Source organism: Pantoea trifolii, from assembly GCF_024506435.1.
Taxonomy (GTDB): Bacteria; Pseudomonadota; Gammaproteobacteria; order Enterobacterales; family Enterobacteriaceae; genus Pantoea; species Pantoea trifolii.
Genome location: NZ_JANIET010000001.1, coordinates 597,531 through 622,855, shown reverse-complemented (window position 1 = coordinate 622,855; position 25,325 = coordinate 597,531). Strand labels below are relative to the sequence as shown.

General features: G+C 55.9%; 25 protein-coding genes. 14 read left to right on the top strand and 11 right to left on the bottom strand.

Features of this window, described 5'->3' with window-relative positions:
- Window position 1 precedes the first annotated feature (1 nt).
- Together NQH49_RS02760 and NQH49_RS02755 are read left to right on the top strand one after the other, a co-directional pair.
- A complete protein-coding gene (locus tag NQH49_RS02760) occupies window positions 2-2,857 on the top strand; it encodes a valine--tRNA ligase (RefSeq protein ID WP_154154416.1) in 2,856 nt (951 codons plus the stop codon).
- 66 nt (window positions 2,858-2,923) lie between these two features.
- Entirely contained in the window at window positions 2,924-3,427 is a 504-nt protein-coding gene (locus NQH49_RS02755) for a GNAT family N-acetyltransferase (protein ID WP_256698473.1), read from the top strand.
- A gap of 162 nt (window positions 3,428-3,589) precedes the next feature.
- Here the strand turns inward: NQH49_RS02755 and miaE are convergent, their stop codons facing one another.
- A complete protein-coding gene (gene miaE, locus NQH49_RS02750) occupies window positions 3,590-4,351 on the bottom strand; it encodes a tRNA isopentenyl-2-thiomethyl-A-37 hydroxylase MiaE (RefSeq protein ID WP_256698303.1) in 762 nt (253 codons plus the stop codon).
- Window positions 4,352-4,410: 59 nt separating this feature from the next.
- Window positions 4,411-4,833, bottom strand: a complete 423-nt coding sequence (gene rraB / locus NQH49_RS02745; RefSeq protein WP_008104254.1) for a ribonuclease E inhibitor RraB — start codon at window positions 4,831-4,833, stop codon at window positions 4,411-4,413.
- Between the two features lie 162 nt (window positions 4,834-4,995).
- Here rraB and argF point away from each other — a divergent pair, with 162 nt between their 5' ends.
- The 4 genes from argF (at window position 4,996) to ridA (ending at window position 8,123) form a co-directional block, all read left to right on the top strand.
- On the top strand, window positions 4,996-6,003 hold the full coding sequence (gene argF, locus NQH49_RS02740; RefSeq protein WP_256698302.1) for an ornithine carbamoyltransferase: 1,008 nt from the start codon (window positions 4,996-4,998) through the stop codon (window positions 6,001-6,003).
- A 243-nt stretch (window positions 6,004-6,246) separates the two neighbouring features.
- Window positions 6,247-7,182: an aspartate carbamoyltransferase gene (gene pyrB, locus NQH49_RS02735; RefSeq protein ID WP_008104258.1), complete on the top strand. Its 936-nt coding sequence runs from the start codon at window positions 6,247-6,249 to the stop codon at window positions 7,180-7,182.
- Window positions 7,183-7,193: 11 nt separating this feature from the next.
- Window positions 7,194-7,658 (top strand): aspartate carbamoyltransferase regulatory subunit, encoded by a 465-nt coding sequence (gene pyrI / locus NQH49_RS02730; protein WP_007886734.1) that lies wholly within the window; start codon window positions 7,194-7,196, stop codon window positions 7,656-7,658.
- Between the two features lie 78 nt (window positions 7,659-7,736).
- On the top strand, window positions 7,737-8,123 hold the full coding sequence (gene ridA / locus NQH49_RS02725; RefSeq protein ID WP_061718232.1) for a 2-iminobutanoate/2-iminopropanoate deaminase: 387 nt from the start codon (window positions 7,737-7,739) through the stop codon (window positions 8,121-8,123).
- A 156-nt stretch (window positions 8,124-8,279) separates the two neighbouring features.
- On the opposite strand, the gene NQH49_RS02720 is transcribed toward ridA, so the two are convergent.
- On the bottom strand, window positions 8,280-10,664 hold the full coding sequence (locus tag NQH49_RS02720; RefSeq protein ID WP_256698301.1) for a beta-N-acetylhexosaminidase: 2,385 nt from the start codon (window positions 10,662-10,664) through the stop codon (window positions 8,280-8,282).
- Window positions 10,665-10,932: 268 nt separating this feature from the next.
- Here NQH49_RS02720 and nrdD point away from each other — a divergent pair, with 268 nt between their 5' ends.
- Window positions 10,933-13,071, top strand: coding sequence for an anaerobic ribonucleoside-triphosphate reductase (nrdD, locus tag NQH49_RS02715; RefSeq protein WP_256698300.1), 2,139 nt, complete (start codon window positions 10,933-10,935; stop codon window positions 13,069-13,071).
- The gene (gene nrdG, locus NQH49_RS02710) at window positions 13,068-13,634 is read left to right on the top strand and encodes an anaerobic ribonucleoside-triphosphate reductase-activating protein (RefSeq protein ID WP_256698299.1); all 567 of its coding nucleotides are present in this window, start codon (window positions 13,068-13,070) and stop codon (window positions 13,632-13,634) included. The genes nrdD and nrdG overlap by 4 nt, the downstream gene beginning before the upstream one ends.
- Here the strand turns inward: nrdG and NQH49_RS02705 are convergent.
- Complete coding sequence (locus NQH49_RS02705; protein WP_256698298.1) at window positions 13,527-14,561, bottom strand: permease; 1,035 nt, start codon at window positions 14,559-14,561, stop codon at window positions 13,527-13,529. The two genes, nrdG and NQH49_RS02705, sit on opposite strands and share 108 nt — an antisense overlap.
- A 239-nt stretch (window positions 14,562-14,800) precedes the next feature.
- On the opposite strand from NQH49_RS02705, the gene NQH49_RS02700 reads away from it, so the two are divergent.
- Window positions 14,801-15,319 carry a type 1 glutamine amidotransferase domain-containing protein gene (locus tag NQH49_RS02700; protein ID WP_256698297.1) on the top strand — a complete coding sequence of 173 codons (519 nt, stop codon included), beginning with the start codon at window positions 14,801-14,803 and terminating at the stop codon, window positions 15,317-15,319.
- 36 nt (window positions 15,320-15,355) lie between these two features.
- On the opposite strand, the gene NQH49_RS02695 is transcribed toward NQH49_RS02700, so the two are convergent.
- Window positions 15,356-15,781, bottom strand: coding sequence for a YhbP family protein (locus tag NQH49_RS02695; protein ID WP_256698296.1), 426 nt, complete (start codon window positions 15,779-15,781; stop codon window positions 15,356-15,358).
- An 80-nt stretch (window positions 15,782-15,861) separates the two neighbouring features.
- Between NQH49_RS02695 and NQH49_RS02690 the strand changes: the two genes are divergently transcribed.
- Entirely contained in the window at window positions 15,862-16,149 is a 288-nt protein-coding gene (locus NQH49_RS02690; protein ID WP_061718453.1) for a GIY-YIG nuclease family protein, read from the top strand.
- Here the strand turns inward: NQH49_RS02690 and NQH49_RS02685 are convergent.
- Window positions 16,133-16,639, bottom strand: coding sequence for a GNAT family N-acetyltransferase (locus tag NQH49_RS02685; RefSeq protein WP_256698295.1), 507 nt, complete (start codon window positions 16,637-16,639; stop codon window positions 16,133-16,135). The two genes, NQH49_RS02690 and NQH49_RS02685, sit on opposite strands and share 17 nt — an antisense overlap.
- Complete coding sequence (gene ubiT, locus NQH49_RS02680) at window positions 16,633-17,157, bottom strand: ubiquinone anaerobic biosynthesis accessory factor UbiT (RefSeq protein WP_036648365.1); 525 nt, start codon at window positions 17,155-17,157, stop codon at window positions 16,633-16,635. Before ubiT ends, NQH49_RS02685 begins: the two co-directional genes overlap by 7 nt.
- Window positions 17,158-17,360: 203 nt before the next feature.
- Between ubiT and ubiU the strand changes: the two genes are divergently transcribed.
- The 3 genes from ubiU (at window position 17,361) to NQH49_RS02665 (ending at window position 20,378) form a co-directional block, all read left to right on the top strand.
- Window positions 17,361-18,356, top strand: a complete 996-nt coding sequence (gene ubiU / locus NQH49_RS02675; protein WP_256698294.1) for a ubiquinone anaerobic biosynthesis protein UbiU — start codon at window positions 17,361-17,363, stop codon at window positions 18,354-18,356.
- 9 nt (window positions 18,357-18,365) lie between these two features.
- Entirely contained in the window at window positions 18,366-19,250 is an 885-nt protein-coding gene (locus tag NQH49_RS02670; RefSeq protein WP_256698292.1) for a U32 family peptidase, read from the top strand.
- 117 nt (window positions 19,251-19,367) lie between these two features.
- The gene (locus tag NQH49_RS02665; RefSeq protein WP_256698290.1) at window positions 19,368-20,378 is read left to right on the top strand and encodes a luciferase-like monooxygenase; all 1,011 of its coding nucleotides are present in this window, start codon (window positions 19,368-19,370) and stop codon (window positions 20,376-20,378) included.
- Window positions 20,379-20,381: 3 nt separating this feature from the next.
- Here NQH49_RS02665 and NQH49_RS02660 read toward each other — a convergent pair whose 3' ends face one another.
- Window positions 20,382-21,299 carry an AraC family transcriptional regulator gene (locus NQH49_RS02660; RefSeq protein ID WP_008104282.1) on the bottom strand — a complete coding sequence of 306 codons (918 nt, stop codon included), beginning with the start codon at window positions 21,297-21,299 and terminating at the stop codon, window positions 20,382-20,384.
- Between the two features lie 183 nt (window positions 21,300-21,482).
- Here NQH49_RS02660 and NQH49_RS02655 point away from each other — a divergent pair, with 183 nt between their 5' ends.
- Window positions 21,483-22,229 carry an SDR family NAD(P)-dependent oxidoreductase gene (locus tag NQH49_RS02655; protein WP_256698288.1) on the top strand — a complete coding sequence of 249 codons (747 nt, stop codon included), beginning with the start codon at window positions 21,483-21,485 and terminating at the stop codon, window positions 22,227-22,229.
- Between the two features lie 68 nt (window positions 22,230-22,297).
- Here NQH49_RS02655 and NQH49_RS02650 read toward each other — a convergent pair whose 3' ends face one another.
- The 3 genes from NQH49_RS02650 to nlpI form a co-directional block, all read right to left on the bottom strand.
- Entirely contained in the window at window positions 22,298-24,208 is a 1,911-nt protein-coding gene (locus tag NQH49_RS02650) for a DEAD/DEAH family ATP-dependent RNA helicase (protein WP_256698287.1), read from the bottom strand.
- A 16-nt stretch (window positions 24,209-24,224) separates the two neighbouring features.
- Complete coding sequence (gene yrbN / locus NQH49_RS23505) at window positions 24,225-24,281, bottom strand: protein YrbN (RefSeq protein ID WP_098053093.1); 57 nt, start codon at window positions 24,279-24,281, stop codon at window positions 24,225-24,227.
- 104 nt (window positions 24,282-24,385) lie between these two features.
- Window positions 24,386-25,270, bottom strand: coding sequence for a lipoprotein NlpI (gene nlpI, locus NQH49_RS02645; protein ID WP_008104288.1), 885 nt, complete (start codon window positions 25,268-25,270; stop codon window positions 24,386-24,388).
- Window positions 25,271-25,325 lie beyond the last annotated feature (55 nt).

Sequence of the window (25,325 nt, the reverse complement as noted above, 5' to 3'; positions counted from 1 at the left end):
AATGGAAAAGACATATAACCCGCAAGATATCGAGCAGCCGCTCTACGAGCACTGGGAACAGCAGGGCTACTTTAAACCGAATGGCGATACCAGCCAGGAAAGCTTTTGCATCATGATCCCGCCGCCGAATGTCACCGGCAGCTTGCATATGGGTCACGCTTTCCAGCAGACCATCATGGATACCATGATTCGCTACCAGCGCATGCAGGGTAAAAATACCTTGTGGCAGGCCGGTACCGATCACGCCGGTATCGCCACGCAGATGGTGGTAGAACGTAAAATCGCCGCTGAAGAGGGCAAAACGCGCCAGGATTACGGCCGCGATGCGTTCATCGACAAAATCTGGCAGTGGAAAGCGGAATCTGGCGGCACCATTACGCGCCAGATGCGTCGTCTCGGCAACTCGGTTGACTGGGAGCGCGAGCGCTTCACCATGGATGAAGGTCTGTCCAACGCAGTGCGCGAAGTGTTTGTCCGCCTGTACAAAGAGAACCTGATTTACCGTGGCAAGCGCCTGGTGAACTGGGATCCAAAACTGCGTACCGCCATCTCCGATTTGGAAGTGGAAAACCGCGAGAGCAAAGGCTCGATGTGGCACATCCGCTATCCGCTGGCTGACGGCGTGAAAACCGCGGAAGGCAAAGATTATCTGGTGGTGGCGACCACGCGTCCGGAAACCCTGCTGGGCGATACTGGCGTGGCAGTTAACCCGGAAGATCCGCGCTATAAAGATCTGATCGGCAAAGAGCTGATCCTGCCGCTGGTGAACCGTCGCATTCCGATCGTTGGCGATGAACACGCTGACATGGAAAAAGGCACCGGCTGCGTGAAGATCACCCCAGCGCATGACTTCAACGACTACGAAGTGGGTCGTCGTCATAAGCTGCCGATGATCAACATTCTGACCTTTGATGGCGATATCCGCGAGCGCGCGGAAGTGTTCGACACCAATGGCGAAGTCAGCGACGAGTGCGCCGACGACATCCCGGCACAGTTCCAGAAGATGGAGCGTTTCGCCGCGCGTAAAGCGATTGTGGCTGCCGTTGATGAGATCGGCCTGCTGGAAGAGATCAAACCGCACGACCTTACCGTGCCTTACGGCGATCGCGGCGGCGTGGTGATCGAGCCAATGCTGACCGACCAATGGTATGTGCGCACCGCACCGCTGGCGAAAGTTGCAGTTGAAGCGGTAGAAAACGGCGACATCCAGTTTGTGCCGAAGCAGTACGAAAACATGTACTTCTCATGGATGCGCGACATTCAGGATTGGTGTATTTCACGTCAGCTGTGGTGGGGACATCGCATCCCAGCATGGTACGACAACGACGGCAACGTCTACGTTGGCCGCACCGAAGATGAAGTACGTCAGGAAAACAATTTGGCCGCCGACGTGGCGCTGCGCCAGGACGACGACGTGCTGGACACCTGGTTCTCGTCCGGTCTGTGGACCTTCTCGACGCTGGGCTGGCCTGAGAACACCGAAGCGCTGCGTACCTTCCATCCAACCAGCGTGTTGGTGAGCGGCTTCGACATCATCTTCTTCTGGATTGCGCGCATGATCATGCTGACCATGCACTTCATTAAAGATGAAAACGGCAAGCCACAAGTGCCGTTCAAAACCGTCTACATGACCGGTTTGATCCGTGATGAAGAAGGCCAGAAGATGTCCAAGTCGAAAGGCAACGTCATCGATCCGCTGGATATGATTGACGGCATTTCGCTGGAAGATCTGTTGGAGAAACGTACCGGCAACATGATGCAGCCGCAGCTGGCTGAGAAAATCCGCAAACGTACCGAGAAGCAATTCCCGGACGGCATCGTGCCTTCAGGTACCGATGCGCTGCGCTTTACCCTCGCCGCGCTGGCGTCTACCGGTCGTGATATCAACTGGGATATGAAGCGCCTCGAAGGTTACCGCAACTTCTGTAACAAGCTGTGGAACGCCAGCCGCTTCGTGCTGATGAATACCGAAGAGCAGGATTGCGGCCAAAACGGCGGCGAAATGAAGCTGTCGCTGGCGGATCGCTGGATCCTGAGCGAATTCAACCGCAGCGTGAAAGCTTATCGCGAAGCGCTGGATAGCTATCGCTTTGATATCGCGGCCAACATTCTGTACGACTTCACCTGGAACCAGTTCTGTGACTGGTATCTGGAGCTGACCAAGCCGGTGATGACCAGCGGTAGCGAAGCGGAGCTGCGCGGTACGCGTAATACGCTGGTTACCGTGCTGGAAGCGCTGCTGCGTCTGGCGCATCCAATCATTCCTTACATCACCGAAACCATCTGGCAGCGTGTGAAAGGCCTGAAAAACATCGACCACGATACCATCATGCTGCAGCCGTTCCCGCAGTATGAAGCGGCGAAAGAGGATGCCGAGGCGCAGGCCGATATCGAGTGGATGAAGCAGGCGATCGTTGCGGTGCGTAATATCCGTGCTGAGATGAACATTGCACCAAGCAAGCCGCTCGACGTGTTGCTGCGTGACTGCTCTGCCGCCGCTCAGCGTCGCGTAGAAGAGAACCGCACCTTCCTGTCGCGTCTGGCGCGTCTGGAAAGCCTAACCATTCTGCCTGCGGGCGAGAAAGGCCCGGTTTCGGTCACCAAGATTGTTGAAGGCGCTGAGTTGCTGATCCCGATGGCGGATCTGGTCAACAAAGAAGCCGAGCTGGAGCGTCTGGCGAAAGAGCTGGTGAAACTTGATGTCGAAATCGAGAAAATCCAGACCAAGCTGGCGAACGAAGGCTTTGTGTCACGTGCGCCGGAAGCGGTTGTCGCGAAAGAGCGTGAGCGCGTGGCTGAGCTTGAGCAATCAAAAGCAAAACTGTTTGAACAGCAGGGCGTGATTGCGGCATTGTAAGCGCTTCAGTCCAACTGCTTCATCGAAGCCGGGCACTGCCCGGCTTTTTTATACCGGAAGATAATGATGACCACCGACGCCTCCATCAATTTAAAGGTGCGCCCCATTACCGCTGCCGATAACGCGCTGATCGCACAGGTGATCCGTGATGTGTCAGCTGAATTTGGCCTGACGGCGGACAAAGGCTACACCGTGTCCGATCCCCATCTCGATCGCCTGTTCGAACTCTACAGCGCAGCCAACAGCGCCTACTGGATTGTGGAACATGATGGTGTGGTGGTGGGCGGCGGCGGCGTTGCTCCGCTGGCCTGCAGCGCGCCGGATATCTGCGAGCTGCAGAAGATGTATTTCCTGCCGCAGGTGCGCGGCTTAGGGTTGGCGCGCGATCTGGCGCTGCGCGCCATGGAATTTGCCCGTCAGCAGGGTTTTCAGCGCTGCTATCTGGAAACCACCGGCAGTTTGACGCGTGCGATTAAGTTGTATGAGTCATTGGGGTTTGAGCTGATTGATAGCGCGATGGGTTGTACCGGGCATGTGGATTGTGAAGTGCGGATGCTGAAGGTGTTGTGATTTGATTGCTGGCTGTGATGTGCTCGCTGCCCCCCATCCCGGCCTTCCCCCGCAAGCGGGGGAAGGAGATGCTGCCACATGCAGCTTCATCACTGGCATGTGGCAGCATCTTCCTCCCCCATTTATGGGGGAGGACCGAGGAGGGGGACAGCGCGCACAAACCTAAACCGCCGGCACCCCACTATGAAAGCGTAACTCGCCATCCGGCTCACTGATTAAGCGCGCTTCTGTTTCACCAAAAACCTGCACCCGCGGCGCAATGTCCTTCGGCGAAATCTGCTGCGCCAGCTTCAGGTAATCCTGATAGTGACGCGCTTCTGAGCGCAGCAGCGAAATATAGAACTTCTCCAGTTGCTCATCCAGATACGGCGCCAGGCTGGCGAAACGCTCGCAGGAACGTGCTTCGATGTACGCCCCGCAAATCAGCTTATCCACCAGCGCTTCCGGCTCGTAAGTGCGAATTTCGCGAATCAACCCTTTGGCATAGCGGCTGGCGGTGATTTTGCGATACGGCAAACCGCGCGACTGCATGATTTCCCACACCTGATAGAAGTGGTGCAACTCCTCTTTCACCAGCAGCACCATCATCTCCACCAAATCATCGGCCCACGGCAGCTCGTTGCGCACGATAATGCTTTTGGTCAGATTCTTGTGGGCATTGATAAAGTTACCGTCCTGCTCGTCGCGGTAGATAAAATCTTCATACGGCTTGAGCCACGCCAGAATGGCATCACCACTCGGCTTATCCGCCACGTATTTACGGATGATAAACACCGCCGTTTGCGCGGCCTTTAATTCACAAACCATGTGATCGGTGAGCAACAACGTCAGATTTTCCGGCTTGCGCGCTTCATCAATCCACGCTTGTGGCGTGCGGCAATGCAGGAATTGATAGATCGGTTCTAATAGCGGAGCGTAATTCATGGGCAGTCTTTTGTGTTACGGGGAAACGTTTCAGGGCGGCGAGCGCCGCCCATTAATGCTTAGTGACGCACACCGTTGTCTTCTTCGTCGTCGATGAACTCGCCATCGTCGTCTTCATCTTCGGCATCAGGATCTTCAAAGTAGGTGCCCCAACCGTCGTAATCGACGTTGTAGCTGCCTGCCAGATTAACCAGTTGCTCAACCTGCGCATCAATCAACTCAGGCTTCAACGCGCCTTCGCTCAGGATATCCACACACATCACGGTGGTACCGTCTTCCAGCTCCAGCTCTTCTGGCTCGCTCACTTCGTAGCCCAGTTTGAAGGCATCAACCGCGACCTTCTCCAGCGAGTCGAAGTTGTTGCAGGAGAGATGATGCTCAATAGTGTAAAGCGCATCTGGATCGCTGCCGTCTTCCAGCAGCTCTTCAATGATCAGTCGCGTCTCTTCGCGCTGTTCTTCCAGCAATGCTTCATATGCCATGGGTGTGTCCTCAAATATTCGGCTGAATACCATTATTTTCCCACACTGCCTCGCGCGCCACTACACAAAACAACAAGTTTCTTAACGCCGGGGTTGAAAATGCATATTCATACGGTTAGATTGAATTTTAATTCATTTTAATGTAGGCACCCGGAGCGCTGTATGAGTCAGCTACATCAAAGACATTTCCTGAGATTGCTGGATTTCACCCCAGCCGAAATCGATTCTCTGCTGAGCCTGGCAGGTGAATTAAAACACGCAAAGAAAAATGCCAGCGAAACGCAATACCTGAAAGGCAAAAACATCGCGCTCATCTTCGAAAAAGACTCGACTCGTACCCGATGCTCTTTCGAAGTTGCCGCTTACGATCAGGGCGCTAACGTTACCTATCTCGGTCCAAGTGGCAGCCAAATCGGCCATAAAGAGTCGATGAAGGACACCGCGCGCGTGTTGGGACGCATGTATGACGGTATTCAATATCGCGGCTACGGCCAGGAACTGGTGGAAACCTTAGCGGAATTCGCTGGCGTGCCGGTGTGGAACGGCCTGACGACTGAATTCCATCCCACGCAGCTGCTGGCCGATCTGCTGACGATGCAGGAACATCTGCCAGGCAAATCGCTGAATGCAATGACGCTGGTTTACGTCGGCGATGCGCGTAACAACATGGGCAACAGCATGCTGGAAGCCGCTGCGCTGGTCGGCCTGGATCTGCGTTTGGTGGCACCAAAAGGCTGCTGGCCAGAAGCGGAACTGGTCGATCAATGCCGCGTGGCCGCGCAGCAAACCGGTGGCAAAATCACCCTGACCGAAGAGATCGCCGAAGGCGTGCAAGGTGCCGACTTCATCTACACGGATGTGTGGGTGTCGATGGGCGAAGCCAAATCGGTGTGGGAAGATCGCATCGCCCTGCTGCGTCCTTATCAGGTTAACAGCGCGATGCTGGCACTGACCGGCAACCCGCAGGTGAAGTTCCTGCACTGCTTGCCGGCCTTCCATGACGACAAAACCACGCTGGGCCGGCAAATGGCCGAGCAGTACGGTTTACAGGATGGCATGGAAGTGAGTAATGAGGTGTTTGAATCGGCGCACAGCATCGTGTTCGATCAGGCTGAAAACCGCATGCACACCATTAAAGCGGTGATGGTGGCGACACTCGGCAAGCTATGATTGGTCGCGCCGCAAACGTTTACCTCGCGCGCGATATTTGCTTGATGCAAATCAGTGAATGCGTATAATGCGGCCCAATTTGCCGGAGGAAACATGCAACAGCGCAGCGCAAAATTTGACGCTCAACGACGCCTGACAGCGGGCGGCGCATCTGTTTCTTTCCGTCATCAATCGATCGTTAAAAAAGCCCCTTAAGCAGGGGCTTTTTTTTGTCCGCAATCCGGCAGCGCAGAGGAGAACGCTATGGCCAACCCGCTATATCGCAAGCACATTATTTCCATCAACGATCTCAACCGCGACGAGCTGGAGCTGGTGCTGCACACCGCCGCCCAGTTGAAAGCCAATCCCCAGCCGGAGTTGCTGAAACACAACGTGATCGCCAGCTGCTTCTTTGAGGCTTCAACGCGCACGCGCTTGTCGTTTGAAACCGCGATGCATCGTCTCGGCGCATCGGTGGTGGGCTTCGCCGATGGCAGCAATACCTCGCTCGGCAAGAAAGGCGAAACCCTCGCCGATACCATTTCGGTGATTGGTACTTACGTCGATGCCATCGTGATGCGTCATCCGCAGGAAGGCGCGGCGCGTCTGGCGACGGAATTCTCCGGCGGCATTCCGATTCTCAACGCCGGTGACGGTGCCAACCAGCATCCGACGCAAACGCTGCTCGATCTCTTCACCATCCGCGAAACGCAAAATCGCCTCGATAACCTGAATGTGGCGATGGTCGGCGATCTGAAATATGGCCGCACCGTGCATTCACTGACGCAGGCGCTGGCGAAGTTTGATGGCAACCGCTTCTTCTTTATAGCGCCGGATGCGCTGGCGATGCCGTCGTACATCACCGATATGCTGGATGAGCAGAACATTGCCTGGTCGCGCCACGACACCATCGAAGAAGTGATGCCCGAACTCGACATTCTGTATATGACGCGCGTGCAGAAAGAGCGCCTCGATCCGTCGGAATACGCCAACGTCAAAGCGCAGTTCATCCTGCGCGCCGCCGATTTAGCCGGTGCGCGCGACAACATGAAAGTGCTGCATCCGCTGCCGCGTATCGACGAGATCACCACCGACGTGGATAGCACGCCGCACGCCTGGTATTTCCAGCAGGCTGGAAATGGCATCTTCGCTCGCCAGGCACTGCTGGCGCTGGTACTGAATCGCGAACTGGCACTGTAAGGAGCAAAGCGATGACACACGATAATAAATTGCAGGTTGAAGCGATTAAACGCGGCACGGTGATTGACCATATCCCGGCGCAGGTCGGCTTTAAGTTACTGTCGCTGTTTCGTTTGACCGAAACCGATCAGCGCATCACCATCGGCCTCAACTTGCCGTCGGGCGAGATGGGCCGCAAAGATCTGATCAAAATCGAAAACACTTTTCTGACCGACGATCAGATCAATCAGCTGGCGGTGTATGCGCCGCTCGCGACTGTGAACCGCATTGACGAATACGAAGTGGTCGCGAAGATCGCCCCCACCTTGCCAGATCGTATTGACCGCGTGCTGACCTGTCCGAACAGCAACTGCATCAGCCGCAACGAGCCGGTGTTCACCAGCTTTGCGGTGAAAAAGCGCGAAGATGATGTTCATCTGAAATGCAAATATTGCGAGAAAGAGTTCGCGCGCCACGTGGTGCTCGGTCACTGGTAATCGCCTGCGTCGTCCCTATAATGGGACGATTCATTTCGCGGCGGACATCGGTCGGCCGCGCACTTTCAAGGAGAAACAATGTCTCGCGAAATCAGTACTTCAAACGCACCCGCAGCGATTGGCCCTTACGTGCAGGGCGTGGATCTCGGCAGTATGATCATCACGTCAGGCCAGATCCCGGTTGATCCCGCCACTGGCGCCGTTGCCGACGATGTTTCTGCGCAGGCACGTCAGTCACTGGAAAATGTGAAGGCGATTGTCGAAGCCGCAGGCCTGAAAGTGGGCGATATCGTGAAAACTACCGTGTTTGTGAAGGATCTGAATGACTTCGCCACGGTGAACGCAACTTACGAAGCGTTCTTCACCGAGCATAACGCCAGCTTCCCTGCGCGTTCTTGCGTGGAAGTGGCGCGTCTGCCGAAAGATGTGAAGATTGAGATCGAGGCGATTGCGGTTCGTCGTTGATTTGGTTGGTTGGTGCTGGCTGTCCCCCTCCTCGGTCCTCCCCCATAAATGGGGGAGGAAGATGCTGCCACATGTCAGTGTTGAAGCTGCATGTGGCAGCATCTCCTTCCCCCGCAAGCGGGGGAAGGCCGGGATGGGGGACAGCCAGCACAATATCTATTTAAATGATCGCAACAACTTCTCCAGCGGCCGCACCAGCGCCAGTACCGTTTCATCCTGCACCTGCGCTGCCGCATCCAATTGCGTATGCATCTGCGCCACTTCGCCTGCGCCATACGCCTGATTACGCTCCAGCGCGTTGACCAAATCCAGCCCCATCCGACTCAGTTCCGCCACTTGCTGCACCTGCTGCTGTAGCGGCTTGAGCTGATAGCTACCCAGAATCAGTGGCATCACCGCATCGCTGTTGTTCTGCCAGCGCTGCAGTTGCTGACGGATGGCATGCGCCGCCGCGTGATCGGCGCGATTGGCGATCACGCGATCAACCTGCTTATCCAGCAAACGCACCGCGTTGCTCTCGGCAGGTAGCACATCCGCCAAACGATTGAGCGGTTCAAAATAGTCGTAATGCCCTGCCTGGAATTTCAGATGCTGGCGCGTGTAGTACTGCGCCGGTTCCAGCACTTCGGCCAATATGCGCAGCGGCGTGATGTCGCTGCTGTTCGCCAGTCGCATCATCTGCACTTCAGCCTGCTGATGCTGCTGCAGACCGACAGAAATGGTGCCCCAGCGATCCACCGCGCTCAGGCGTTGATACATGTTATCGCTGTCGGTGACATCCTTCGCCGACCATAACCGCTCAGCCACCACAAAGGCGCGCGGCCACAGGCGTGTATCAATCACCCGGCTATTTACGTTCTCCGCCCACAGCGCCGCTTCACCGCCAATCAGGTTATTTTGCAGCTGTTGCGGCGTCGGCAGCGATGGCGCAATACCAGTTGGCACTTGTGCCAGTTTGCTGCCTTCCGTGGGATAACGCACGTTGCCCACCAGCATATAACCGGTCAGCTTGTCTTGCGTCAGCGTCACCATCGGCTGGAACGGCCCCATCCACGTATCGACGCTGAAGGTCAGCTGCGTTGGCGACAGCCAGCGGATATCGCTGACCATGCGACGTGCTTTGCCGCTGAAATCGATAAAGCCGCGCCAGCCGTTTTTCCCCTCAATCAGCGTAAAGCTGCCTTTCAGCGCGCTGCCTTTCAGACGCGGCATGGTGAATTGCCAGCTCTGCGTCTGCTCACCGGCTTGCACCTGATCCGCACCGTTAAGCCCTTGCGGCCAGGGTTCATTGCGATAGTGATAGGCGGCGGTTTGCGGCTGATCGAGATAGAAACCGGTGGAGAGAATGCCACGGAAGTCGTTTTTCGCCACGGTACCCAACGCATCCTGTCCTTGCCACGATTGAATCAGAATGCTTTTGGGCAGATCAGGATGGTAAACCTCATCCCAACCGATCATGCGGCGCTGATGCGCTGCGAGGATTTTCTCAACGCGCTGGTTAAACCAGGCTTGCAGCGCATGCGAATCTTTCAGGCCGTGGTCGCGCATAAATTGCTGAATACGCGTGGAATCATTCCACTGGCTTGGATCGACCTCATCGCCACCGATGTGAATGTAGGGATCGGGGAAGATCGCCGTGACTTCGCCCATTAAGGTGTCGATAAAGCGGAACACCGCGTCGTTGCTGGGATCGAGCAGCGGCTTAAATACACCCCAGCCGCGCTCCATCTGATACGGGCCCGGCGCGCTCATTAATTCCGGCATCGCCACCGCGATCGCCGAGGCATGGCCTGGCAGATCGATTTCCGGTACCACGCGCACGCCGCGCTGCGTGGCATAGCGCACCACATCCCGCATCTGCTGCTGCGTGTAGTACAGACCGTCGCTGGCTTTCTCCTGCAGCTGCGGATAGTGGCTGGAGGCAAAACGCCAACCTTGATCGTCAGTTAAGTGCCAGTGAAACACGTTCATGCGCGCGGCCGCGATGCCGTCGATTTGCCGCTTCACGGTTTCAATCGGCAGGAAGTGGCGCGCCGAATCAATCAGCACACCGCGCCACGGAAAGCGCGGTTTATCGTCAATAGTGACGTAGGGAATCTCGGTGCCTTTTTCCGTGTTTTCAATCAGCTGCAGCACGGTTTCCATGCCGCGCATCGCACCAAAGCGCGTGTTGGCTTTCAGTAACACGCCATCGCTGTTAACCAGCAGATGATAACTTTCGTCGCTGTCCGGCTGCGGGATCGGATCAACCGCCTGCGCGATTTGCACCTGAATGCTGGGATGATCGCTGGATGCGCTGGCTGGCAGCAGCGGCCAGCCGGTTTGCCGCGCAATGCGTGCACGCCAGCGCGATTCAGCACCTTCCAGATGATCGCCCGAGATATGCAAGGTGAGCTGCGGCGTTAACGCATACGCCCCGCCGCCGCTTGGTTGCACCACGCTTTGTGGCCACGGCATCAGCGGTAAATCCCCGGCGGGCGCGGCGAAGGTGGAAAAAGTCATGGATAAACAACAGGCAAGCAAGGTTCTCTGCAATAGCATCTGGGCATCCTTGTAAATGAAACAGCGGACCAAAATGGGCAAAAGGCCCATTAAACCTGTTTCGCTTTGCAAAGCAAGTGGCCGTAAACTGAAATCAAGGCAGGTTAAAACTTTTGTAGTTTAGCCAGATTAACCATTGCGCGGCTTTCAATCTTGGTTGTGGCTTCCTTGCTGTAGGTCAAACCGCCTGCGATTAATTTGCGCGTAAACACCATATATAGCGATTACACTCCTTAAAATTATCTACATATAGTTTCATGGAGAAGAAATGGCGACGGTGGTGATTAAGCGTGACGGCTGCAGAGTGCCGTTTGATGCGCAGCGGATCGAGGCAGCAGTAAGCGCGGCTGCGCGTGCGGCACAAATCGATGATACGGCATGGTGCGCGCAAGTGGCGGCGCAGGTTAGCCAGCAGCTGGCTGAACAGGCCGAAGTGGATATTCGTGATATTCAGTGCGCGGTGGAAGAGACGCTGATGAGCGGACGCTGGCCGCAGCTGGCACGCGCCTATATCGAATATCGCCATGACCGCGATTTAGCACGCGAGCAACGCGGTAAACTGCATCACGCCATTCGCGGTTTAGTGGAGCAAACCAACGCGGCGCTGCTCAATGAAAACGCCAATAAAGACAGCAAAGTGATCCCCACCCAGCGCGATCTGCTGGCCGGCATCGTCGCCAAACATTACGCTCAGCAGCAACTCTTGCCACGCGATGTGGTGCTGGCGCATGAACGCGGCGACATCCACTATCACGATCTCGACTATTCCCCGTTCTTCCCGATGTTTAACTGCATGCTGATCGATCTGCACGGCATGCTGACCCACGGTTTTAAAATGGGCAACGCCGAGATCGAGCCGCCCAAATCGATTGCCACCGCCACGGCGGTGACCGCGCAGATCATCGCGCAGGTCGCCAGCCACATTTACGGCGGCACCACCATCAACCGCATTGATGAAGTGCTGGCACCGTTCGTTACGCTCAGCCTGGAAAAACACCGCGCGGTGGCGCAAGAGTGGCAGATTGCGGATGCCGAAGCCTATGCGCGCGTACGCACCGAGAAAGAGTGCTACGACGCGTTTCAGTCGCTGGAGTATGAAGTGAATACGCTGCACACCGCCAACGGCCAGACGCCGTTTGTCACCTTTGGCTTTGGCCTCGGCACCGACTGGGCCGCGCGCCTGATCCAGCAATCCATTCTGCGCAACCGCATTGCCGGACTGGGTAAAAATCATAAAACGGCGGTGTTCCCGAAACTGGTGTTTGCTATCCGCGAAGGCGTGAATCGTCGGCCTGGCGATGTTAATTACGATATTAAGCAGCTGGCGCTGGAGTGCGCCAGCAAGCGCATGTATCCGGATATTCTCAACTACGAAAAAGTGGTTGAAGTCACCGGCTCGTTTAAAACGCCGATGGGCTGCCGCAGCTTCCTTGGCGTGTATGAAGAGAACGGCGAGCAGATTCACGAAGGCCGCAACAATATTGGCGTCATTAGCCTCAATCTGCCGCGTATCGCGCTGCAAGCCAAAGGCGATGAAGCGCAGTTCTGGCGCTTGCTGGATGAACGTCTGGCGCTGGCGAAGCGTGCCTTAATGACGCGTATCGCCCGGCTGGAAAAAACCAAAGCGCGCGTAGCGCCGATTCTCTATATGGAAGGCGCCTGCGGCGTGCGCCTGAAAGCGGATGACGAAGTGGGCGCCATTTTCCGCAACGGCCGCGCCTCGATTTCCCTCGGCTACATCGGCCTGCATGAGACGCTAAATGCGCTGAGCGGCAACGAAGTGCATCCGTATGACGCGGAGTATCTGCGCGAAAAAGGCGTGGCGATTGTCACGCACCTGCGCCACGCGGTGGATGCCTGGAAAGAGGAAACCGGCTACGGCTTCAGCTTGTACAGCACGCCGAGCGAGAATCTGTGCGACCGTTTCTGTCGCCTCGATGCCGCAGAATTTGGCGTGGTGGCGGGCGTGACCGATAAAGGGTATTACACCAACAGCTTCCATCTCGACGTTGAGAAGAAGGTCAATCCTTACGACAAGATCGACTTTGAAGCGCCCTATCCCGCCATCGCTAACGGCGGATTCATCTGTTACGGCGAATATCCCAACATACAGCACAACCTCAAAGCGCTCGAAGACGTCTGGGATTACAGCTATCACCGCGTGCCCTATTACGGCACCAACACGCCGATTGATGAGTGCTACGAATGCGGCTTTAGCGGCGAGTTCAGTTGCACCAGCAAAGGGTTCACCTGCCCATGCTGCGGTAATCACGATCCAGCGCGCGTGTCGGTGACGCGCCGCGTGTGCGGCTATCTCGGCAGCCCGGATGCGCGTCCGTTTAACGCCGGTAAACAGGAAGAAGTGCAGCGGCGCGTTAAACATCTGGAGACAGGAAAACTGGGATGATGCGCATCCACGGCTATTATCCGGTCGATATCGTTAACGGGCCCGGCACGCGCTGCACGCTGTTTGTCGCGGGCTGCGAACATCAGTGTCGCGGCTGCTACAACCAAAGCACGTGGCGGCTGGATTCCGGCGTACCTTTTACGCTGGAGATGGAAGAGCAGTTGATCGCCGATCTTAACGATCGGCGCATTCCGCGTCAGGGCTTGTCGCTGAGCGGCGGCGATCCGCTGCATCCGCATAACGTGCCGCATGTGCGTCGCCTGGTGAAACGCGTGCGACGTGAATGTCCGGATAAGGATATCTGGCTGTGGACCGGCTACGAAATGGCGGAACTCAGTGCGGCGCAGCGCGAAGTGGTGGATGAAATTGATGTGCTGATTGACGGGCGTTTTATCGAAGCGGAAAAAGATGCGCGGCTGCTGTGGCGCGGCAGCCGCAATCAGAAGATTTGGTGGCTACGCCAGCCACAAGGCGAGCACGCCGAGCAGCATGCCGCTGCCTGCCACGCCGATCAGCGCGATCCACAGCGCCCGTGCGGGAAAGGCGCGATGCAGCATCAATAACGACGGCACACTCACGGCGGGCAGCGTGACTAACAACGCCAGCGCGGGCGCAACGCCCATGCCCGCCAGCATCATGGTCTGCACAATCGGGATTTCCGCCGCGGTGGGAATCACAAACAGGCAGCCAGCAATCGCCATCAACATCACCCAAAACAGCGTGTTGCCCACCGCGCCATCCGCGTGCGGGAACAGCCAAACGCGGGCGGCACCGAGCAACAATACCGCGATGATATACAACGGAATGGTGTTGCAGAACAGCCGCCACATTACCCACAGCCAGCGCGTCAGAAACGGTTGCTCATCGCGTGCCGGGATAATGGGCGCGGCAACGGTCTGATCCGGCACACTACGCTGCACCAGCCACGCGATGCCCAATACCATCATTAAACCCGCCACCAGCCGAATCGCCGCAAAATTCCAGCTGAGCACAAAACCCATAAAAATCAGCGTGGCAGGATTGAGCAGCGGATTCGCCAGCCAAAACGCCATTGCCGCGCCGCTGGAAACCTGCGACTGACGCAAGCCAGCGGTCACCGGCGCGGCACAGCAGCTGCACATCATGCCTGGCAAACCTAATCCAGTGCCCATTAGCGTCGAGCCAAAGCGCGAGCTGCCCATCAGACGCAGCAGCCAGGCGCGTGGAATCAGCACCTGCACCAGCGATCCGAGGATCACGCCGAGCACCGCCGCTTTCCACACGGCGAGGAAATAGACCATGGCGTAATCGAGCGCTGCGCGCCACGGTGAGTCCGCCGCATTGGCCAAAATTGATTTACCTATTGAGTGCGTTTCGGCGGCAGTAAAGGCTTTGCCGTAATAAGGCTGCCATTTGACATACCACAGACCGATTACCACCACGGCGAGGAACAGCAGCGGTTTCCACCAGGCGAAGCGTGTCGCTGGGAAGTGAGAAGAGAGTTGGGTCATCACAAAATTCCGTATTCAACTGAATAACGATGCCGCGTTGAGATACGCGGCGGATAGGCCTTAGTGTTATTCAGGTCATTTCATTCCGCCATGTGGAAATCGCCTAAACTTGATCCGGGACGGAAATTTACCTCCCGTGAGAATTGCCGACTGGCTTGCGTTTTGCGACATGGCTACCAGGCTTGTTGGGTTAGAAGTGCAACGAACATAAGGTTCGTGATCAACAAGGAGGAAAAAAGATGAGCAAGAAAATAGCGGTACTGATTACCGATGAATTTGAAGACTCAGAGTTTACCTCACCGGCGGAGGCTTACACTCAGGCAGGCCACGAAGTGGTTACCATCGAGTTTAAGGCCGGAAACATCGTCAAAGGTAAACAGGGTAAAGCTGAAGTCAACATCGACAAGTCTATTGATGATGTGAATGCAGCCGAGTTCGATGCGCTGCTGCTGCCCGGCGGACACTCTCCCGATGCTCTGCGCGGTGACGATCGCTTCATCAACTTCACTAAAGAGTTTGTCGCCAGCGGCAAGCCGGTGTTTGCCATTTGCCACGGCCCACAGTTGCTGATCAGCGCGAATGGCGTGCGCGACCGCAAAATGACCAGCGTAAAAGCCATCGCTATCGATCTGCGTAATGCGGGTGCGGATTTTTACGATAAAGAAGTGGTGGTTGATGACAAGTTAGTCACCAGCCGCACGCCTGAAGACCTGCCCGCGTTTAATCGCGAATCGCTGCGGATTTTGAACGCGGCCTGATCTTTTCCCGCATTGAGGTCGCCATAAATGGCGACCCTACGGCCGGCTCCAGACAATCTTCTTGCCAAAGCCCAGCGCATTGTCGGTCATCTTCACTTCGTCGAGCATGATTTCCCACAGCGGCGCAGTGACTTTCTTCGCCACCGGGAATCGCTTCTGATAGGCGTGACGCGCCAGCGTTTCCCGCTCTCCGCTTAACAGCTGAATCACGCCGCGGTACTGCACGCCTTTGATCAACAACACGCTTTTCGGCTGGCCATTTACCGTGCCCGCCACGTGAGGATTTGCCTGGATTAATGCGCCATGGCGCGTATCCGGCTCGGTCATCAGCCAGAACGCCATGTTTGCGGCATCAAACACATAGAAGCAGTTGGCGCACCACAGATCGTCGCCGTGGCTGGCAGATAACGACAGCACATGCTGTTTTTTTAAATAGCGAATCAGATGAGCATGGTCGGACAAAATCGAACTCCGTGCGGCGAATAGCGATGTGGCTTGAAGCGCGCTACACTGCCTGCCAGCTAATTTTCGAGATGAGTATGATGGAACAAGGCTGGCAGCTCTATCTGCTACAAACCGCCGCGGGCATGCTGTATACCGGCATCACCACCGATGTTAATCGTCGCCTGCAACAGCATCAGCTGGGACGCGGCGCGCGTTCGCTGCGTGGCAAAGGCCCCTTAACGCTAGTGTTTCATTGCGATGCCGGCGATCGCGCTGCGGCGTCACGTCTGGAATATCAGGTGAAGCAGCTGAGCCGCGCGCAAAAGCTGCTGCTGGTTGCACAGCAGCCGCCCTGCTTAGTGGCCTGGTTTAGTCGAAACGATTAAACGGCTCGGCGAATTCGATCAGCCCTTCTGCACCGACAAACGCATCGTCTGCCAGTTTGTACACCTGGAAGGCCGCTTCGCTGCCTAGCCAACGACAGTGCAAACCATGACGTGCTGCCGGTTCAAAGCCGAGTGGATTGTAAAACTCAGGATCGCCCAGCACCACCACGGCGCTGTAGCTGAACTCATTAAGTGAATCCAATCCTTCATACACTAGCTGTTTAGCAAGGCCCTGTTTGCGCACCGATTCATCCACGGCGAGCGGTGCCAACGCTACCCAGTTGCGGTCTTCTCCCTGCAGGGTCACCGGACTGAAAGCGGCATAACCCAGCACCTGACCTTCATCATCCGTGGCAACTACACCGAGAGTCAGCAAGCCATCTTCGCGCAGTTGCTGTATCAGTTCCGCTTCGGCAGCGGTAGCAAAACTGCGCTTTAACAGGCTATCGATGCCTGCTGCATCAATGCCAATTTCAGTACGAATCAACATGAGATCCCCGCGCGCGCCTCAGCGGCCTTCGCGTCCTGTTTCATTCCTGCCTCAATAAAAGCAGCGAGCTGCTGCAATCCCGTGCGTAATGGCGTGGGCATGGCATCCAGTTCAATGGCATCCATTAGGTTTTTCACCTCTAGTCCCAGCTCCGTGTCACCTTCAATCACTAGACGGCGTTGAAAGAACAACATATCGGGATCCGCTTTGCGTGCTGCCACCAGCAACAGATCGTTGGCTTCACCGCGAAACCAGACATCAGCCTCGGTGTCGCGCGAAACGGTCAGGCGCCCTGCTTGCAGGGTGGTGATCCAGCGCAGATTCACATCGGCAACCTCGATCCCCAGATAACGCCCTTCCAGAAAGTCTAACTCACCTTCAGACAAAGCATGACGAAATTGCCAGTTTAGGAGTTGTTGCAGAATAGCTTTTTTTAGCGGGAAAGGGGTAATAGAAACGGGTAAAGCAAGGAATTCTGGGCCTTTTTCCACAATCAGACCGCGTAAGCGCGCAAACATCATCGACATTCCCTTCAGAAAATTTCATCTATTTTGCCACATCTGACCGGCGTCGCCTCCACTGAGATCAAGGAAATCACCGCCTGGCTGGACGAAAAAGCTTCACTCCCGATCATCAATGCCGCTTTCACTGCCTTAAATCAACATTGCTGTCCGGTCAGTTATTTACACTCTTCGGCTTCAGAATCCGGGGAGGAAAATGTATGGAACTGCTGTGTCCGGCGGGGAATTTGCCTGCGCTGAAATCGGCGGTGGAGCATGGTGCTGACGCGGTGTATGTCGGCCTGAAAGACGATACCAATGCCCGCCACTTTGCTGGCCTCAATTTTACCGATAAGAAACTGGCTGAAGCCGCGCGCTATCTGCATCAGCATCGCCGCAAACTGCATGTGGCCATTAACACCTTTGCCCATCCTGATGGGATGAATCGCTGGCAAAGTGCGATTGATGTTGCCGCTCAGAACGGCGCAGATGCGCTGATTCTGGCGGATATTGCCACGCTGGAGTACGCGGCAAAACGCTATCCGCAGGTTGAGCGTCATCTTTCGGTACAAGCCTCCGCCACCAATCTGCAGGCCATTCATTTTTATCATCGTCACTTTCAACTTAGCCGCGTTGTGCTGCCGCGCGTGCTATCAATGCATCAGGTCAAACAGCTGGCGCGTGAGACGCCGGTGCCGCTGGAAGTGTTCGCCTTCGGTAGCCTGTGCATTATGGCCGAAGGCCGCTGCTATCTCTCATCCTGGCTGACCGGCGAGTCGCCTAACAGCGCAGGTGCCTGCTCGCCAGCGAAATTTGTCCGCTGGCAACAGACGCCAAAGGGCATGGAATCACGCCTGAATGAAGTGCTGATTGACCGCTACGCGCCCGACGAGAACGCTGGCTATCCCACGCTGTGTAAAGGGCGTTATGAAGTGGATAACCAGCTCTATCACGTGCTGGAAGAACCCACCAGCCTGAACACCTTGTCGCTGCTGCCTGAACTGCTGCGCGCCAACATTGCCTCGGTGAAAATTGAAGGCCGTCAGCGCAGCCCGGCGTATGTGGCGCAGGTGGCAAAAGTGTGGCGTCAGGCCATCGATCGCTGCATGGCATCGCCTGAACAGTATGTCGTGCAGGAACCCTGGATGCAGGCGCTGGGCGAGTTATCAGAAGGCAGCCAAACAACACTCGGTGCTTATCACCGCGACTGGCAATAAGGAGATCGCATGAAATACGCCATCGGGCCGGTGCTGTGGTACTGGCCAACTGCAACACTGGAAACGTTTTATCACCGCGCCGCCGAGAGCAGCGCCGAGATTATCTATCTCGGCGAAGCGGTGTGCAGCAAGAGACGCGCGACATCGTTCAATCAATGGATGGAGATTGCGCGCATGCTGGCGCTGCAAGGCAAGCAAGTGGTGCTGAGCACGCTGGCACTGCTGCAGTCGCCCTCGGAAGTGAAGGAGCTGCGACGCTATGTCGAGAACGGTGAGTTCCTGCTGGAAGCCAATGACATCGGCACCGTGAACATGGCGGCAGAACGCAAATTGCCGTTTGTCGCCGGTCCAACCCTCAACGTGTATAACGCGCAGACGCTGCAACTGTTGCTCAAAGAAGGCATGACGCGCTGGTGCATTCCGGTGGAGATGTCTCGCGACTGGCTGATTCAACTGCTGCAACAGTGCGATGTGGCGGGCGTGCGCGAGCAATTTGAGGTGGAAGTGCTCGGTTATGGCCACCTGCCGCTGGCGTTGTCAGCGCGCTGCTTCACCGCACGCGCCGAGAATCGCGGCAAAGATGATTGCCAAACCTGCTGCATCAATTATCCCACTGGCCGCCGCGTGCTTTCACAGGAAGGCCAGCAGGTGTTTGTCCTCAATGGCATTCAGACCATGAGCGGCTATTGCTACAACCTCGGCAATGATTTGAGCGGCATGCATAATTGGATCGACATTGTGCGTCTGTCGCCACAGGGCGAAAGCACGCTCGCCGAAGTGGATCGCTTCCGCGCCAACGAAGCCGGTCAGGCCCCGCTGATGATGGCGCGCGGCAGCGACTGCAACGGATATTGGCGTCGCCTGGCCGGGATGGCGCTTGAAGGCGAGCGGTAAAGGCACATTCCGGCTATATTCCTGCGGTTATTAGCAGTTTTAATATGGGTAACGATGAGTAATACTCACAAGCGCAGGTCTGACTAAACACCTGCGCCATCCCTATTTGGAGTGCCCATGTCTGAGAAAAAAACTGTTCGCCTGTCCGTGTTGGATCTGGCGCCTATTCCACAAGGTTCCGCTGCACGCGATGCGTTCCATAATTCGCTGGCACTGGCTCGTCAATCTGAAGCGCTGGGTTTCCACCGCTACTGGCTGGCTGAACACCATAATATGACGGGGATTGCCAGCGCCGCGACCTCAGTACTGATCGGCTATTTAGCCGCCAATACCGAAACGCTGCGCCTTGGCTCAGGCGGCATCATGCTACCCAACCACGCGCCGCTGGTGATCGCCGAACAGTTTGGTACCCTCGAATCACTCTATCCTGGCCGTATCGATTTGGGACTGGGCCGCGCGCCCGGTTCGGACCAACGCACCATGCTGGCGTTGCGTCGTCATCTTTCCAGCGCCCAGGCAGATAACTTCCCGGAAGATGTTTCTGAACTGATTCGCTGGTTTGACGCCGAAGAGGGTGAACATCCGCCAGTACAACCGGTTCCAGGTTTAGGATTGAAAATTCCAGTGTGGCTGCTCGGTTCCAGCCTGTATAGCGCGCAATTGGCCGCTCAGCTTGGTTTGCCGTTTGCGTTTGCCTCGCATTTCGCGCCCGATTTGCTGTTCCAGGCGCTGCATATTTATCGTGAGAAATTCAAACCTTCGGCGCGTCTGGCGAAGCCGTATGCGATGGTGTGCGTCAATGTGGTGGCGGCCGATAGCGAGCGTGATGCGCGCTTCCTGTTCACCTCGATGCAGCAGCAGTTTATTAATCTGCGTCGCGGCAAGCCGGGTCCGCTGCCCGCGCCGGTGGAGAACATGGATAATCTATGGTCACCGTCCGAGCAATATGGCGTGCAGCAGGCGCTGAGCATGTCGATTGTCGGCGATAGCGATAAAGTGCGCAGCGGCCTCGCCGCGCTAATGCGTGAAACCCAGGCGGATGAAATTATGGTCAACGGCCAGATTTACGATTCGCAGGCGCGTCTGCGTTCGTTCGCATTGGCGATGGAAGCCGCGCGCACGCTGTAAACCTCATTGCGGTGGGTTTATCCACTCTGCACCCACCGCAATTGTTCGCGCGTCACGCGCCGGTGACTGGCCGTGAAAGCGGCTATATTCGCGACTGAACTGCGAAGCACTTTGATAACCCACCCGATAACCCGCCGTTCCGGCATCCAGCTTCTCAATCAGCATCAAACGCCGCGCCTCGTTGAGCCGCAGCTGCTTTTGATACTGCATCGGCGTCATCGCCGTTACCGCTTTAAAGTGATGATGCAGCGATGAAATACTCATCCCCACGCTGCTCGCCAGATGATCCATTTTCAATGGATGATGAAAGTTTTCCCGTAGCCAGCGTGCGGCACGCGCCACTTTGTTGCCCGGCCGCTCCGTCAACGCCATGTTGAGAATGCGCGGTCCTTCTGGCCCGGTCAGCAGACGATAGAAAATCTCCTGCTCAATTAACGGTGCCAGCGCGGCAATGTCCTGCGGGTGATCCAGCAACTCCACCAAACGCATCACTGCATCCACCAACGGCGGCGCAACTTTATGCACGGCGATACCGCGCTCGCTAACCGACGTAGTCGCGAGGTGATGGTGCGGAAAGTGTTCCAGATAACGCATCAGACGCGTTTCATTAATGGTGATGCCTACGCCAAGATTTGGCTTCTCTGGCGTCGCCATGACCACGCAGGATTGCACCGGCATATCGAGCGTCACCAGCAGCAAATCGCCCGGCCCGTAATGCATCACTTCATCGCCCATGCGCAGCGCTTTTTGCCCCTGCGCGATCAGAGCAAAGCTGGCCCAGGTCGCCACATGCGCCAAACTGGTGGGCTGAGAACTGCGGCCGAAAGAGAGAAAATCGATCGGGCAATAGTGACGACCATCCTGCGGCGCATGGCGGGCAATAATTGCCACCAACTGCTGCCATTGTTCCTGATGAATCATGCGTTCTGCGCTCCGCGATAAGAAATCACTGAGTGGATATTCTCGCTTGTCGCTGGCGTTGCGCCTAGTCCTTGAGCAGCAGATTTGCAGGATCGTGCAAGAAGCTTGCAGGATTGCGCTACCACCCGATTGTATGGACAGCGCATGCTTTATCTTCCCCGAAATCTCAGGTGGAGAGACACGATGAAAACACTTGAAGGCAAAATTGCGCTGGTGACGGGCGCTTCGAAAGGCATTGGTGCCGCCATCGCCATGACTTTCGCGGCGGCCGGTGCTCGGGTGGTGGTGAATTATCTTCAGGACGAAGTGGGTGCGGCGGATGTAGTGACCGACATTCAGGCGCTGGGTAGCGACGCCATCGCCGTCCAGGCTGATATCTCACGCGAGGCCGATGTGCAGCGCCTGTTCGCTAGCAGCATTGAGCAGTTTGGCACACCCGATATTGTGGTGAATAACGCCGGCATTTTTCACCACGGTGACTTTGCTGACCTTAGCATCAACGAAATGCAGCAGCAGCTGAATGTGAATCTGCTGGGCACCTTGCTGGTGTGTCAGCAGGCGGCAAAACATTTCCCCGCGCGTGGCGGTTCCATCATCAACCTAAGCGCCTTAAATAGCCAACGCAGCACGCCCGGTTCGGTGCTGTGGGCGGCAACCAAAGGCGCGATCGATACCTTGACGCAGGGCCTCGCACGGGAGCTAGGCCCACGCAATATTCGCGTCAATGCGTTAGCACCCGGCATTATTTTGACTGAAGGTTTGCTGGCGGCGAAGAAGATGCATCCGGAGTTGAAAGCACAGCTAATTGCCGCAACGCCACTAGGGCGCTTTGGCTTGCCGGAAGATGTGGCGCAAGTCGCGCTATTTTTAGCGTCGGAAGAGGCGGCATATGTTAGCGGTGAACGCGTGCTGATTGCCGGCGGCGTGTAAAATTTACTTTCCACAGGCATAAAAAAAGGGACGCATCAGCGTCCCTTTTTACTTTTAGCGTTTAACGCTTATGCGTCACGACGACGTGGTGCAGCTGCGCCTTCTGGACGCGGGCCACGACCACCTTCACGGCTGAAGCGTCCGCCTTCGCGGCCACCTTCACGACGTTCGGAGAAGCGACGTGGAGCGCCTTCGCCACGTGGAGCACCATCACCGCGCGGTGCGCCATTGCCACGACGTTCGCCGCCAGCAGATGGACGACGTTCGCTACGCTCGTGCACCGGTGCATCACCCATCAACTGCATATTCATCGGCTTGTTCAGAATACGCGTACGCGTGAAGTGCTGCAGTACTTCGCCCGGCATGCCTTTCGGCAGCTCGATAGTTGAGTGAGTACCGAACAGCTTGATGTTACCGATGTAACGGCTGCTGATATCGCCTTCGTTAGCGATCGCGCCAACGATGTGACGAACTTCAACACCATCATCACGGCCTACTTCAATGCGGTACAGCTGCATTTCGCCAACGTCACGACGTTCACGACGTGGACGATCGCCATCGCGGCTGTCACGGCTTTCGCGTGGACCACGAGAATCACGTGAATCGCGACGCTCACCACGGTCAGGACGATCGCTGAACTCACGACGCGCTGGACGCGGTGCTTCTGGTGGCAGAATCAGTGGACGTTCGCCCTGAGCCATTTTCAGCAGTGCTGCGGCCAGAGTTTCGATATCCAGATCTTCGCCCGGCTGCATTTTGCTCAGCAGTGCGCGGTACTGGTCCAGATCGCTGCTTTCCAGCTGCTGCTGTACTTTAGCCGCGAACTTAGCCAGACGACGCTCACCCAGCAGTTCTGCGTTCGGCAGTTCAACTTCTGGAATGGTCAGCTTCATGGTTCGTTCGATGTTGCGCAGCAGACGACGCTCGCGGTTCTCAACGAACAGCAGCGCGCGACCAGCACGACCTGCACGGCCGGTACGACCGATACGGTGAACGTAAGACTCAGCATCCATTGGGATATCAAAGTTTACTACCAGGCTGATGCGCTCAACGTCCAGACCACGTGCTGCAACGTCAGTCGCGATCAGGATGTCGAGACGACCATCTTTCAAACGCTCCAACGTCTGCTCACGCAGTGCCTGGTTCATGTCACCATTCAGTGCTGCGCTGTTATAACCGCTGCGCTCCAGCGCTTCGGCCACTTCCAGCGTGGCATTTTTGGTACGCACGAAGATGATGGCTGCATCGAAATCTTCTGCTTCCAGGAAGCGAACCAGCGCATCAGTTTTACGGCCGTAAGCGGTCCAGTAAGACTGAGAAATGTCTGGGCGCGTAGTCATGCTTGACTGGATGCGAACTTCCTGTGGATCTTTCATGAAGCGCTTGGTAATACGACGAATCGCTTCTGGCATGGTTGCTGAGAACAGCGCGGTCTGATGACCGTCTGGAATCTGCGCCATGATGGTTTCAACGTCTTCGATGAAGCCCATACGCAGCATTTCATCAGCTTCGTCCAGCACCAGACCGCGCAGGTTAGACAGATCTAACGTGCCACGCTTCAGGTGATCCAGCAGACGACCAGGCGTACCCACAACAACTTGTGGTCCCTGACGCAGTGCGCGCAGCTGTACGTCATAACGTTGGCCGCCGTACAGGGCTACAACGTTGATACCACGCATGTGTTTAGAGAATTCTGTGACGGCTTCAGCAACCTGCACCGCCAATTCGCGGGTAGGTGCCAGCACCAAAATTTGCGGTGCTTTAACAGTAGGATCAATGTTGTTTAGCAGCGGCAGTGAGAAAGCCGCAGTTTTACCACTACCGGTCTGCGCCATACCCAACACGTCACGGCCAGCCAGCAGGTGAGGAATACACTCAGCCTGGATTGGAGAAGGCTTAACATAGCCCATACCGTTCAGTGATTCGAGGATGTCGGCGTTCAGGCCAAGGTCAGCAAAAGTGGTTTGAATATCAGTCATGTAGTACACGTGCCTCTTAGATTGCGGCGGCCAGTCTACATAACTCGTCGTGAAAACTTTCAGTCATTTTCATCAAAAAGTGTGAACCGGCTCAAATTAGAAGTTTTGACGAACAGAAAAGCCCTCATCTCTGAAGATGATGACTTTACAGGTATTCAGGCAATAAAAGTTCGTCAGCTATTGCTGGTCAGATTCTGATAAATCGTCTTGTGTCTGGCCGAGTTGCGCCAGTTCCAACAATGCGTATCGGTGCTCAACAAAGTTGTTTACGTTGTTGGCCACCGCCAGTTTGAACAACGCTTTCGCGTCGTCCTTCTCCCCCAGACTTAGGTAGTACTTACCTAAATAGAAGTTGGTTTCACTGAGATGTTCAGCGAGCGAGGTGTTATCCGTTGCGTCCGCCTTGAGACGTTCCATCAGCGTTTTTTCACTGATGTCGCCAAGGTAGAACTCGACAATATTCCATCCCCATTGATCGCGAACCGCTTTGTCATGACGCTGTCTCAGCGTAACTTTTGCCTTGTCGGCATCCATATCGCTTTCAACGAGATAGAGCCAAAGGCTGCGGAATGGATCGTTAGGATCGTCTTGATAAAACGCCAGCAGATCATCTTGCGCTAACTTGTATCGACCGCCGTAATAGAGGGCGATACCACGGTTTAAATGCGCATAGTTGTAAGTTGGATCAAGCTCAAGTACAGAATCAAACGCTTCATAGGCAGCATCAAAGTTGCCTGCCTGCGTTAAGTATATACCGAGATAATTAAATACCTCAGGCATATCTGGTCTTATAGACAGCGCTTGCGAAAAATCGTTCCGCGCTAGTGCCCTCAGACCCAAACTATCATACAACACTCCGCGCTCATATAATAGCTGTGCGCGTTCATCATCGGTCAGGGCACGACTGGCAAGAATTTGTTCCATGCGCGCCAGGATCACCTCTTGCTGCAGTGTGGGCTGCAAAGGTACTGCCAGAACTTCGTTCTTACGCCAATTGGAGTTGCTGCATCCTGCCAGCGTGATAGCTGTCGCAACAAAACACCAGCGCAAAAAAGGCTTCATTTCCCACTCCCGAATACAAACATTGGGACAACCATCCTGTCATCCTCCTGCTGTG

Coding starts and splice junctions, on each gene's coding strand:
- NQH49_RS02760 (WP_154154416.1), top strand. CDS start 2: ATGGAAAAGACATATAACCCGCAAGATATCGAGCAGCCGCTCTACGAG.
- NQH49_RS02755 (WP_256698473.1), top strand. CDS start 2,924: ATGACCACCGACGCCTCCATCAATTTAAAGGTGCGCCCCATTACCGCT.
- miaE (WP_256698303.1), bottom strand. CDS start 4,351: ATGAATTACGCTCCGCTATTAGAACCGATCTATCAATTCCTGCATTGC.
- rraB (WP_008104254.1), bottom strand. CDS start 4,833: ATGGCATATGAAGCATTGCTGGAAGAACAGCGCGAAGAGACGCGACTG.
- argF (WP_256698302.1), top strand. CDS start 4,996: ATGAGTCAGCTACATCAAAGACATTTCCTGAGATTGCTGGATTTCACC.
- pyrB (WP_008104258.1), top strand. CDS start 6,247: ATGGCCAACCCGCTATATCGCAAGCACATTATTTCCATCAACGATCTC.
- pyrI (WP_007886734.1), top strand. CDS start 7,194: ATGACACACGATAATAAATTGCAGGTTGAAGCGATTAAACGCGGCACG.
- ridA (WP_061718232.1), top strand. CDS start 7,737: ATGTCTCGCGAAATCAGTACTTCAAACGCACCCGCAGCGATTGGCCCT.
- NQH49_RS02720 (WP_256698301.1), bottom strand. CDS start 10,664: ATGCTATTGCAGAGAACCTTGCTTGCCTGTTGTTTATCCATGACTTTT.
- nrdD (WP_256698300.1), top strand. CDS start 10,933: ATGGCGACGGTGGTGATTAAGCGTGACGGCTGCAGAGTGCCGTTTGAT.
- nrdG (WP_256698299.1), top strand. CDS start 13,068: ATGATGCGCATCCACGGCTATTATCCGGTCGATATCGTTAACGGGCCC.
- NQH49_RS02705 (WP_256698298.1), bottom strand. CDS start 14,561: ATGACCCAACTCTCTTCTCACTTCCCAGCGACACGCTTCGCCTGGTGG.
- NQH49_RS02700 (WP_256698297.1), top strand. CDS start 14,801: ATGAGCAAGAAAATAGCGGTACTGATTACCGATGAATTTGAAGACTCA.
- NQH49_RS02690 (WP_061718453.1), top strand. CDS start 15,862: ATGGAACAAGGCTGGCAGCTCTATCTGCTACAAACCGCCGCGGGCATG.
- NQH49_RS02685 (WP_256698295.1), bottom strand. CDS start 16,639: ATGTTGATTCGTACTGAAATTGGCATTGATGCAGCAGGCATCGATAGC.
- ubiT (WP_036648365.1), bottom strand. CDS start 17,157: ATGTTTGCGCGCTTACGCGGTCTGATTGTGGAAAAAGGCCCAGAATTC.
- ubiU (WP_256698294.1), top strand. CDS start 17,361: ATGGAACTGCTGTGTCCGGCGGGGAATTTGCCTGCGCTGAAATCGGCG.
- NQH49_RS02670 (WP_256698292.1), top strand. CDS start 18,366: ATGAAATACGCCATCGGGCCGGTGCTGTGGTACTGGCCAACTGCAACA.
- NQH49_RS02665 (WP_256698290.1), top strand. CDS start 19,368: ATGTCTGAGAAAAAAACTGTTCGCCTGTCCGTGTTGGATCTGGCGCCT.
- NQH49_RS02660 (WP_008104282.1), bottom strand. CDS start 21,299: ATGATTCATCAGGAACAATGGCAGCAGTTGGTGGCAATTATTGCCCGC.
- NQH49_RS02655 (WP_256698288.1), top strand. CDS start 21,483: ATGAAAACACTTGAAGGCAAAATTGCGCTGGTGACGGGCGCTTCGAAA.
- NQH49_RS02650 (WP_256698287.1), bottom strand. CDS start 24,208: ATGACTGATATTCAAACCACTTTTGCTGACCTTGGCCTGAACGCCGAC.
- nlpI (WP_008104288.1), bottom strand. CDS start 25,270: ATGAAGCCTTTTTTGCGCTGGTGTTTTGTTGCGACAGCTATCACGCTG.